12 protein-coding genes are annotated in these 9,449 nt (G+C 69.0%); 4 read left to right on the forward strand and 8 right to left on the reverse strand.

Annotated features, from left to right (window positions below; all coding sequences use genetic code 11):
* Window positions 1-560: 560 nt before the first annotated feature.
* Window positions 561-1,202: a DNA-3-methyladenine glycosylase gene (locus BHU15_RS25170; RefSeq protein WP_069629291.1), complete on the reverse strand. Its 642-nt coding sequence runs from the start codon at window positions 1,200-1,202 to the stop codon at window positions 561-563.
* Window positions 1,203-1,277: 75 nt separating this feature from the next.
* Between BHU15_RS25170 and BHU15_RS25175 the strand changes: the two genes are divergently transcribed.
* The 3 genes from BHU15_RS25175 (at window position 1,278) to BHU15_RS25185 (ending at window position 3,389) form a co-directional block, all read left to right on the forward strand.
* On the forward strand, window positions 1,278-2,060 hold the full coding sequence (locus BHU15_RS25175; protein WP_069629292.1) for a sporulation protein: 783 nt from the start codon (window positions 1,278-1,280) through the stop codon (window positions 2,058-2,060).
* Window positions 2,061-2,146: 86 nt separating this feature from the next.
* Window positions 2,147-2,686, forward strand: a complete 540-nt coding sequence (locus tag BHU15_RS25180) for a YbhB/YbcL family Raf kinase inhibitor-like protein (protein WP_069629293.1) — start codon at window positions 2,147-2,149, stop codon at window positions 2,684-2,686.
* Window positions 2,687-2,876: 190 nt separating this feature from the next.
* On the forward strand, window positions 2,877-3,389 hold the full coding sequence (locus BHU15_RS25185; protein WP_023542649.1) for an HNH endonuclease: 513 nt from the start codon (window positions 2,877-2,879) through the stop codon (window positions 3,387-3,389).
* Window positions 3,390-3,489: 100 nt separating this feature from the next.
* Here BHU15_RS25185 and BHU15_RS25190 read toward each other — a convergent pair whose 3' ends face one another.
* The 4 genes from BHU15_RS25190 to BHU15_RS25205 all read right to left on the reverse strand — a co-directional run bounded on the left by BHU15_RS25190 (window position 3,490) and on the right by BHU15_RS25205 (window position 6,735).
* Window positions 3,490-4,257, reverse strand: coding sequence for a sulfite exporter TauE/SafE family protein (locus BHU15_RS25190; RefSeq protein WP_069629294.1), 768 nt, complete (start codon window positions 4,255-4,257; stop codon window positions 3,490-3,492).
* Window positions 4,258-4,385: 128 nt separating this feature from the next.
* Window positions 4,386-5,315, reverse strand: a complete 930-nt coding sequence (locus BHU15_RS25195) for an SPFH domain-containing protein (RefSeq protein ID WP_023542647.1) — start codon at window positions 5,313-5,315, stop codon at window positions 4,386-4,388.
* 139 nt (window positions 5,316-5,454) lie between these two features.
* Entirely contained in the window at window positions 5,455-5,883 is a 429-nt protein-coding gene (locus BHU15_RS25200; RefSeq protein ID WP_023542646.1) for an NfeD family protein, read from the reverse strand.
* Between the two features lie 60 nt (window positions 5,884-5,943).
* Window positions 5,944-6,735, reverse strand: coding sequence for an ABC transporter ATP-binding protein (locus tag BHU15_RS25205; protein ID WP_023542645.1), 792 nt, complete (start codon window positions 6,733-6,735; stop codon window positions 5,944-5,946).
* A gap of 124 nt (window positions 6,736-6,859) precedes the next feature.
* Between BHU15_RS25205 and BHU15_RS25210 the strand changes: the two genes are divergently transcribed.
* Entirely contained in the window at window positions 6,860-7,648 is a 789-nt protein-coding gene (locus BHU15_RS25210) for an Rv1486c family protein (protein ID WP_031232040.1), read from the forward strand.
* 89 nt (window positions 7,649-7,737) lie between these two features.
* Here BHU15_RS25210 and BHU15_RS25215 read toward each other — a convergent pair whose 3' ends face one another.
* The 3 genes from BHU15_RS25215 to BHU15_RS25225 all read right to left on the reverse strand — a co-directional run.
* Window positions 7,738-7,989 carry a chaplin gene (locus tag BHU15_RS25215; protein WP_069629295.1) on the reverse strand — a complete coding sequence of 84 codons (252 nt, stop codon included), beginning with the start codon at window positions 7,987-7,989 and terminating at the stop codon, window positions 7,738-7,740.
* Window positions 7,990-8,170: 181 nt separating this feature from the next.
* Window positions 8,171-8,818: a response regulator gene (locus BHU15_RS25220; protein ID WP_069629296.1), complete on the reverse strand. Its 648-nt coding sequence runs from the start codon at window positions 8,816-8,818 to the stop codon at window positions 8,171-8,173.
* Window positions 8,811-9,449 (reverse strand): sensor histidine kinase (locus BHU15_RS25225; RefSeq protein ID WP_141726879.1); only part of this gene is annotated, 639 nt, incomplete at its 5' end. The genes BHU15_RS25225 and BHU15_RS25220, both read right to left, overlap by 8 nt.

Genomic DNA, 9,449 nt, shown 5'->3' on the forward strand with positions numbered 1-9,449 from the left:
GGATCAAACTCTCCGTGAATGTTTTCCCGACCCAAAGGTCAGGTGGACACCACGAGAGCGGAACAACCGGTCGGAATAAGACCAGTCGTTCACAGCGTCCTCGCTGTGTTTCTATCAAAGGAACCTCAACCCGATCCACGAAACCGTGAACCCGGTCGGGGTATCAACATATCTGGCGTTGACTTTTGGCACGCTGTTGAGTTCTCAAGGAACGGACGCTTCCTTTGTACTCACCCTCTCGGGCTTTCCTCCGGGCTTCCCTTCGGTTCTTGCTGTGTTGCTGTCTTGCGTTTCCGACTCTATCAGAACCTTTCGGCGCCTGATTCCCAGTCAGCGGGACCGCTTTAAGTTATCCGCTTTCGCGTTTCCCTTTCGGCGTGTCCACTACGTTAACCGATTCCCCGGGCGACTCATAATCGAGCCGAGAAGCTCAAAATTCGGCATGCCGAAATAGAGCCCGTCAGGGGCACATCGTAGGTAGTGGGTGGCCACTCCGGGCTGCTGAAGAGCAAGACCCGTTCAAGCGGCTCGGACTACATTAGGGGGCGCGACCCGGCGCGTCAAGTTGTCCGGCGGCGGGGAGTGTGGGCGCGGTACGGGCTCACTGTCGGGTCGCCGTCGATCCAGTAGCGCCACGGGTGCGGGGCGCCGTCGCCGCCCACCCCGGTGCGGGGGCCGTTGCGTACCAGGTCACTTGGGGGTGGGGTGCCCGTGAGAATCGACAGAGGGGCGTCGTCGCCCGAGCAGACGTCCGTGTCGTTCAGTGCGCGGTCGACGGCCAGGCCGGTGGCCAACCGGGCCGGGCCTTTGGCCAGTTCCTTGTCGTTGCGGGCCGAGAGACGTCGTTTCCGTACCTGCTCCGCTCCCGACAGCACCTCGCCGGCGCGCAGCAGTACACCGCTCGCCCGGCCCACCGGGCCGCACACCAGATTGAGGCAGTGCCACATGCCGTACGTGAAGTAGACGTACGCGTGGCCCGGCGGGCCGAACATCACGTCGTTGCGGGCCGTCCGGCCGCGGAAGGCGTGGGAGCCGGGGTCGATGTCGCCCGCGTACGCCTCCACCTCCGTGAGGCGCAGCTCTATGGTTCCTTCCGCCGTGCGGCGTACGAGAGTTCGGCCCAGCAGGTCCGGGGCGACTTCCAGCACGGGCCGGTCGAAGAAGTGGCGGGGCAACGGCGTACCGTCGGGGCGCTCGATCATGTCGTCCGAGCGTAGCGGGGGAACCGCCCGCGGTCGTGGCGCGTATGTAGAGGTCAGGATCTAGGAGGAGTGACTATGGGCTTCAAGAGGCTGCTCGCGAGCATGGGCGCCGGCGGCGCGTCCGTCGAGACCGAGCTGACCGAGCAGAACGTCGTGCCGGGCGGGGTCGTCCAGGGCGAGGTGCGCGTCCAGGGCGGGTCGGTCGCCCAGCAGATCGAGGGTTTGTCCGTCGGTCTTCAGGCGCGCGTCGAGGTCGAGGGCGGTGACCAGGAGGTCAAGCAGGACCTGGAGTTCGTCAAGCAGCGTCTTGGCGGTGCCTTCGAGGTGCAGGCCGGCGCGGTTCACGTGGTGCCGTTCGGGCTTGAGATTCCCTGGGAGACGCCGGTCACGAGCATCGCCGGGCAGCAGCTGCACGGCATGAACATCGGTGTGACGACGGAGCTGGAGATCGCCCGCGCGCTGGACTCCGGTGACCTCGACCCGATCAACGTCCACCCGCTGCCGGCGCAGCAGGCCATCCTGGACGCCTTCATCGCCCTGGACTTCCGCTTCAAGAGCGCGGACATGGAGCGTGGCCACATCCGCGGGACGCGTCAGCGGCTGCCGTTCTACCAGGAGATCGAGTTCGTGCCGCCGCAGCGCTACCGCGGGCTGAACCAGGTCGAGCTGACGTTCGTCGCGGACGACCGTGAGATGGACGTCATCCTGGAGATGGACAAGAAGCCGGGCCTGTTCAGCGAGGGCAGCGACTCCTTCCGCGCCTTCAAGGTCGGGCTGCACGACTTCCAGGGCACCGACTGGGCCGCCTACCTCAACCAGTGGATCGCGGACGTCGGCGGACGTCGTAACTGGGCCTGAGGTCCCGCGGCGCTAGTGTCGACTTCGGAAGGCCGCCGGGTCCCCTGAGGCCCCGGCGGCAGGCAGCCGAATCCGGAGGTTCTGTAGTGACCGAGGCGAAGAGGGCTCCACTCCCTCATGACTTCCTTCCCCCGGTGCCGTCCTTCACGGTGGTGAGCGACGACATCGCGCCCGGTGCGGTCTTGAAGGACGCCCAGGTCTTCGCGGCGGGGAACACGTCGCCGCATCTGCGGTGGGAGGGATTCCCGGCGGAGACCAGGAGCTTCGCCGTGACGTGCTTCGACCCGGACGCGCCGACCGGCAGCGGATTCTGGCACTGGGTGGTGTTCGACATTCCGGCGTCGGTCACCGAGCTTCCGGTGGGGGCGGGTTCCGGTTCGTTCGTGGGGCTGCCCGAGGGTGCCGTGCAGGCTCGTAGCGACTACGGGTCGAAGGAGTTCGGGGGCGCCGCTCCCCCGGTGGGTGATCCGGCGCACCGTTATGTGTTCACGGTGTACGCGGTGGACAGTGAGACGCTGGGCCCGGACTCCGACGCCTCGCCCGCGTATGTCGGCTTCAATCTGAAGTTCCACACGCTCGCGCGTGCGCAGCTGATCGGTGAGTACACCGCTCCGGCGGAGAGCTGACCGTTCAACTGTTGTTTGCCCTGCCCTGGTCTTGGAGAGATCAGAGCAGGGCATTTTTTTCGTTGCGGGGGTTATTGGGGTCGTCCCCGGAACTCGGATCGGCGGATATTGCGTTGTCCATCTCGGCGCGCCCGGCCAGAGTTGATCCCAGCCCGCCGTCCGGCGGGGCGGCACACGGGAGGTGGGCGGGATGCGGGACACGCTGGTACTGAATGCGAGCTTCGAGCCGCTGTCGACGGTGACACTCAACCGGGCGGTGGTGCTGGTCCTCCAGGACAAGGCCGTCGTCGAGCAGTCCCACCCGGCTCTGCGCGTGCGTGCCGCCGCGGTGGATCTCCCGGTGCCCCGGGTGATCAGGCTGTGCAGGTATGTACGGGTGCCCTTCCGAAGACAGGCACCGTGGTCGAGGCGTGGTGTGCTGATACGTGACCAGCACCGGTGCGCGTACTGCGGTCGGCGCGGGACGACCGTGGACCATGTGGTGCCCCGGTCGCGTGGCGGTGCGGACAGCTGGCTGAATACGGTCGCCTCGTGTGCCGAGGACAATCACCGCAAGGCCGACCGGACGCCGGAACAGGCCGGAATGCCGTTGCTGTACGAGCCGTTCGTGCCGTCTCCGGCCGACGCGATGCTCCTCGCCCTGCGGGCGGGTGAGCGGTCGGCGCTGCCGCAGTGGCTGGCAGGGGTCGGTACGGCCGCGTAGAGCCTTGTCGCGCGTGTCTCGCGTACGCGCCGGGCAGCCCGTCTCCGTACGTCGGAGGCGGGCTTCGTCGCGTACGGGCCGTTCGTCGTGTGCGGGCCCTTCAGCGTGTGACCAGTTGGACGATGGCCGCGGTGCCGACGACCACGATCGTGCCGCGCATGACCGTGGGAGAGAGCCGCCTTCCGACCTTCGCGCCCAACTGGCCGCCGATCGCGGAACCCACGGCGATGAGCACGACGGCCGTCCAGTCGAAGTGCGCCACGAAGAGGAAGAAGATCGCGGCGATGGTGTTCACGATGGCGGCCAGGACGTTCTTGACGGCGTTGAGGCGCTGCATCTCCTCGTCGATCAGCATGCCCATGAGGGACATGTAGATGATCCCCTGGGCCGCCGTGAAGTAGCCGCCGTAGACGCTGGCCGCCAGGACGCCGCCGATCAGCAGCGGTCCGCCGTCGGTCTTGGTGGCGACGCCCCGGCGTTCGCGGTGGCGCCGGACGGTCTTGGCGAGCCGGGGCTGGATGATCACCAGGACGAGGGCGAGGCTGACCAGGATCGGCACGATCGTCTCGAAGGCCGTGGAGGGCAGTGAGACGAGCAGGATCGCTCCGCCGAGGCCGCCGCAGACGGAGGCCGCGCCCAGGCGGATGACGCGGCGGCGCTGTCCGGTGAGTTCCGCGCGGTAGCCGATGGCTCCGCTGACGGCGCCCGGTATCAGGCCGAGCGCGTTGGAGACGGTGGCGGTGACGGGTGGCAGTCCGGTCGCCAGCAGCACCGGGAACGTGATCAACGTGCCTGATCCGACGATGGCGTTGATGGTGCCGGCGCAGGTGCCCGCGACGAACACGGCGAGCATCTCCCAGATGGTCACGCGACACGTCCCTCGGTGATCGGTGGTGGTGACACCGATCATGCCCGACGGGCGGGCCTGTCCCGTACGACGGGTGGGCGTCGTACGGGACTCCTACCTGCGGGAGTACGGGACGGAGGGAGAGCCGGTCAGTCGAGCGGCGGCTGCTGGCGCCTGTCCTTGCCGGTGTTGAAGCCCGGTACGCCGGCGCCGAGGTTGTCGAACGCGCCGCTGAGTCCCTTGAGCGCGTCGCCGATCTCGCTGGGCACGATCCAGAGCTTGTTGGCGTCGCCCTCGGCGATCTTGGGGAGCATCTGGAGGTACTGGTAGGCGAGGAGCTTCTGGTCGGGGTCTCCGGCGTGGATGGACTCGAAGACCGTACGGATCGCCTGGGCCTCGCCCTCGGCGCGCAGGGCGGCTGCCTTGGCCTCACCTTCGGCGCGCAGGATGGCGGACTGCTTCTCGCCCTCGGCGGTGAGGATCGCGGACTGCCGAATGCCCTCGGCGGTGAGGATCGCGGCGCGCTTGTCTCGGTCGGCGCGCATCTGCTTCTCCATCGAGTCCTGGATGGAGGTCGGCGGTTCGATGGCCTTCAGCTCGACGCGGTTGACGCGGATGCCCCACTTGCCGGTGGCTTCGTCGAGGACGCCGCGCAGGGCCGCGTTGATCTCCTCGCGGGAGGTGAGGGTCCGCTCCAGGTCCATGCCGCCGATGATGTTGCGCAGCGTGGTGACGGTGAGCTGCTCGATCGCCTGGATGTAGCTGGCGACTTCGTACGTCGCGGCGCGGGCGTCGGTGACCTGGTAATAGATGACCGTGTCGATGTTGACGACCAGGTTGTCCTGGGTGATCACCGGCTGGGGCGGGAAGGGGACGACCTGTTCACGGAGGTCGATCCGGTTGCGGATCGAGTCGATGAACGGGACCACGATGTTCAGGCCGGCGTTGAGCGTGCGGGTGTAGCGCCCGAAGCGCTCCACGATGGCGGCGCTCGCCTGCGGGATGACCTGGATCGTCTTGATCAGGGCGATGAATACAAGCACCACCAGGATGACCAGGACGATGATGATTGATGGCATCGCGTTTTCCCTACTGCCCTTCGCCGCCGGACTGCCGGACTGTCAGATGATCTAGTTTCGCAGAACACGCCTGTGTGTGCGGGGCGTTCGGCCTGGTTGGCTCAGTTCGCACGGCGTGCGGGGGTGCCCGGCGGAGCGTTCACATCACCACCGCGGTCGCGCCGTCGATGTCGGCGACGTCGACCTTCTCCCCCGGTTCAAAGGTCTGTTCGGCGTCGAGCGACCGTGCGGACCAGATCTCGCCGGCGAGTTTGATCCGGCCACCGCTGCTGTCGACCCGTTCCAGAACCACGGCCTGACGCCCCTTCAGGGCGTCGATTCCCGTGTTCAGGCGGGGAGTTCGGGAGCCTTGTCTGGCCGCCAGAGGCCGTACGACGGCGATGAGGGCGACCGAGACCCCCACGAAGACGAGGACCTGCGCAACGATTCCGCCGCCGAGCGCCGCGACGACGGCACCGGCCACCGCGCCCGCGGAGAACATGCCGAACTCGGGCATCGCTGTCAGGACGAGCGGAATTCCCAGTCCTACGGCGGCGATCAGCCACCACACCCACGCTTCGATTTCCACATCATCATGGTAGGGCGGCGGGTCGGGTCCCGACAGGGGTGCGATCAGGTCATCCGGTGGTCAGCGCAGCGGCAGACCGCGTGCCGACCAGCGTTCGTTGGTCTGCTCGACGACGAGCGGGAGGCCGAAGCAGAGGGAGAGGTTACGGGACGTCAGCTCGGTCTCCATGGGGCCGGCGGCGAGGACCTTGCCCTGACGGATCATGAGGACGTGGGTGAAGCCGGGGGCGATCTCCTCGACATGGTGGGTGACCATGATCATGGAGGGGGCGTACGGGTCCCTGGCGAGCCGGCCGAGGCGGCGTACGAGATCCTCACGGCCGCCGAGGTCGAGACCGGCGGCGGGCTCGTCGAGCAGCAGCAGTTCGGGGTCGGTCATCATCGCGCGGGCGATCAGGGTGCGCTTGCGCTCGCCCTCGGAGAGGGTGCCGAACCTGCGGTCCAGGTACTCGGTCATGCCGAGCCGGTCGAGGAAGGCACGGGCGCGCTGTTCGTCGACCGCGTCGTAGTTCTCGTGCCAGGTGGCGGTCATGCCGTACGCGGCGGTGAGGACGGTCTGGAGCACGGTCTGGCGCTTGGGCAGCTTCTCGGCCATGGCGACGCCCGCGATGCCGATGCGGGGGCGCAGCTCGAAGACGTCGACCTTGCCGAGCTTGTCGCCGAGGATCTTCACCTTGCCGGTGGAGGGGAAGAGGTAGCTGGACGCGAGGTTGAGGAGGGTGGTCTTGCCGGCGCCGTTGGGGCCGAGGATCACCCAGCGTTCGCCTTCCTTGACGGACCAGGAGACGTCGTCCACCAGAGCGCGTCCGTCGCGGACCACGGATACGTCCACCAGCTCCAGTACATCGCTCATGAGCGCGTTGTCTCCCCATGCAGTCTTGAGATCTGGCATGCGCCTGCGGGCGCAGCTCCACAGGGAAAACCTACGCCACCGGTCCGGCGGTCAACTCCTTAGGTCCGTTCCCTAGGCTGGGGCCATGCTTTCCGAACCTCGCTCAGGACTGTTGGCGGCCTGGGGAAATGCCCTCCTTGCCGGTTTCGTATCGCCGGACGACGCGGCCCTCGCGATCGTCGGGCCGGACGCGGTGCACCGGGTGGCGGGGCTGCCGGGTGAGCCGGGGCCTGTCGGGCTGACGCTGGCGCTCGGCCGGCTGCGCGCGCTGGGGGTGAGCGGGTACCGGGTGGCGCTGCCGGCGCCGGGGCATCCGCTGGGGCTCAGCGGGCCGCCGGACTTCAACGCCCGCGCGCTGGAGGCGGAGGAGGCGGTGGTCGCGTCGGGGGCACCGTACGGTCTGGTGCCCGAGGTGTCCGCGGTGGGGCCGGAGGGCGACCTTCATGTGGAGGTGCTCTGGCACTGTCTGCCGGTGCGCGAGGCGCCGCCCGCGGACGTGCCGTCGCTGGGTGAGGCGGAGCGGGAGCTGGCGGAGGCGCTGCGGGACGCGACGGAGGTGCTGTCGCGGCTGGACGTCGCGGCGTCGGGGCCGGTGGCCGAGGCGGCGCTGGACGCGTACCGGGCGCGGGCGGAGCGGGGCCGGGAGGTGCTGGCGCCGGGTTATCCGCCGCGCGCCGTACGGGTGCTGGAGCTGGCGCAGCGGGTGGGGCTGCTGGTCGCGCTGGCGGGCGAGCACGGGCACGGCGGGGCGGTGAGCGCGTCGGAGATGGCGGCGCGGGGTGAGGCGCTGCGGCCGGTGGAGCGGGTGTCGCGGCGGGCTCAGGTGGCCGCGTACAACGCGTATGTGGAGGAGCTGGAGCGCGGGCCGCGCTGAGCGCGCCCCTCAGGTGTGATGAACGGCACGGCCCCGGTACCCGTCGCGGAGGACGGGGACCGGGGCCGCGGCGGCCGACAGGCCGTTGATCAGGCGTTGAGGCCGCTGTTGCCGAACGCCGGGTTGAGGATGCCGATCACGTTGACCGTGTTGCCGACCGCGTTCACCGGGACCTGCACCGGGACCTGGACCAGGTTGCCGGAGCCGACGCCCGGCGAGTGGACGGCCGTGCCCTCGGCGGCGGCGTGCGGGCCGCCGGTGGCGAAGGCGGCGCCGGAACCGGCGGCGACAAGGCCACCGGCGATCATCGTGAGGGCAGCGGCCTTCTTAAAGTTGTTCATTTTCAGGATCCTCCATCGCAAGGGCCGCGGCGGTAATCCGCGGCACGCCATGGAGAACGGCTGGACGCCGTCGGGGATACGCCGTGTGGGGGACATACACCCGACGGTATGAATCTCTGATCGGAATACGACGCTCCGGATGCGCTCCCGGCGCGCTCCTGATGCGCCCCGGATCCGCCCCTCAGCCCGTGATCCCGTGCCGTACGGCCCACAGGGCCGCCTGTGTGCGGTCCGCGAGATCCAGCTTCATCAGGATGTTCGAGACATGCGTCTTGACGGTCTTCTCCGAGAGAACCAGCGCGCGGGCGATCTCCCGGTTGGAGCGCCCGTCCGCGATCAGGGTGAGCACCTCACGCTCCCGGTCGGTGAGCGAGGACCCCCTGCCGTGTCCGGCGCCGGGGTCGTCCTGGGCGAGCAGGGCGCCCGCGACCTCCGGCTGGAGCAGCACATGACCGGCGTGCACGGAGCGGATGGCGCCGGCCAGCGCCTCCGGGTCGACGTCCTTGTACACGTAACCGGCGGCCCCGGCGCGCAGCGCGGGCACCACCGTGCGCTGCTCGGTGAAGCTCGTCACGATCAGCACCTTGGCCGGGTTGGCGAGCTCGCGGAGCTTGCGCAACGCCTCGATGCCGTCGGTGCCCGGCATCTTGATGTCCATCAGGACGACGTCGGGGCGCAGCTCCTCCGCGCCGGCCACCCCCTCGTCGCCGTCGCCCGCCTCGCCCACGACCTCTATGTCGTCCTGGATCTCCAGGAAGGTGCGCAGTCCGCGGCGGACCACCTGGTGGTCGTCCACCAGCAGCACACGGATCTTCTTGTCGTCAGCCACCGGGCACTTCCATCTCGATCGTGGTGCCCTGTCCGGGCGCCGATTGCACGGTCAGCCTGCCGCCCACACCGCTCGACCTGTCCCGCATCGAGACGAGCCCGAGATGGCGGCCGGCCCTGCGGACGGTTCTCGGTTCGAAGCCCTTGCCGTTGTCGGTGACGCTGAGGACCGCGCCCTGCCCCCTGGGGGCGATGGTCACGTCGACCCGGTCCGCGCCGGAGTGGCGCAGCGCGTTGTGGAGCGCTTCCTGGGCCACGCGCAGCATCGCCTCCTCCTGGGCGGCGGGCAGGGCCCGTACCCCGCAGCTGTCGAAGGTGACCCGCGGGGCGTGCGCGCGGTCGAGGACCTGGATGTGGGTACGCAGGGTATGCACCAGGCCGTCCTCGTCGAGGGCGGCGGGGCGCAGCTCGACGACGGCGGCGCGCAGCTCGTCGGCGGCCTCGGCGGCGAGGTCGGCGACCTGCTGGAGCTCGCCCTTGGCCCGTGCCGGGTCGCGGTCGATGAGGCTGGAGACGGCCTGGGCGGTCAGCCGCAGCGAGAAGAGTTTCTGGCTGACGGCGTCGTGCAGCTCGTGGGCGAGCCGGGAGCGTTCCTCCGCGATGGTCAGCTCGCGGCTGCGCTCGTACAGCCT

The sequence above is a fragment of the Streptomyces niveus genome, from assembly GCF_001723055.1.
Lineage (GTDB): Bacteria > Actinomycetota > Actinomycetes > Streptomycetales > Streptomycetaceae > Streptomyces > Streptomyces niveus.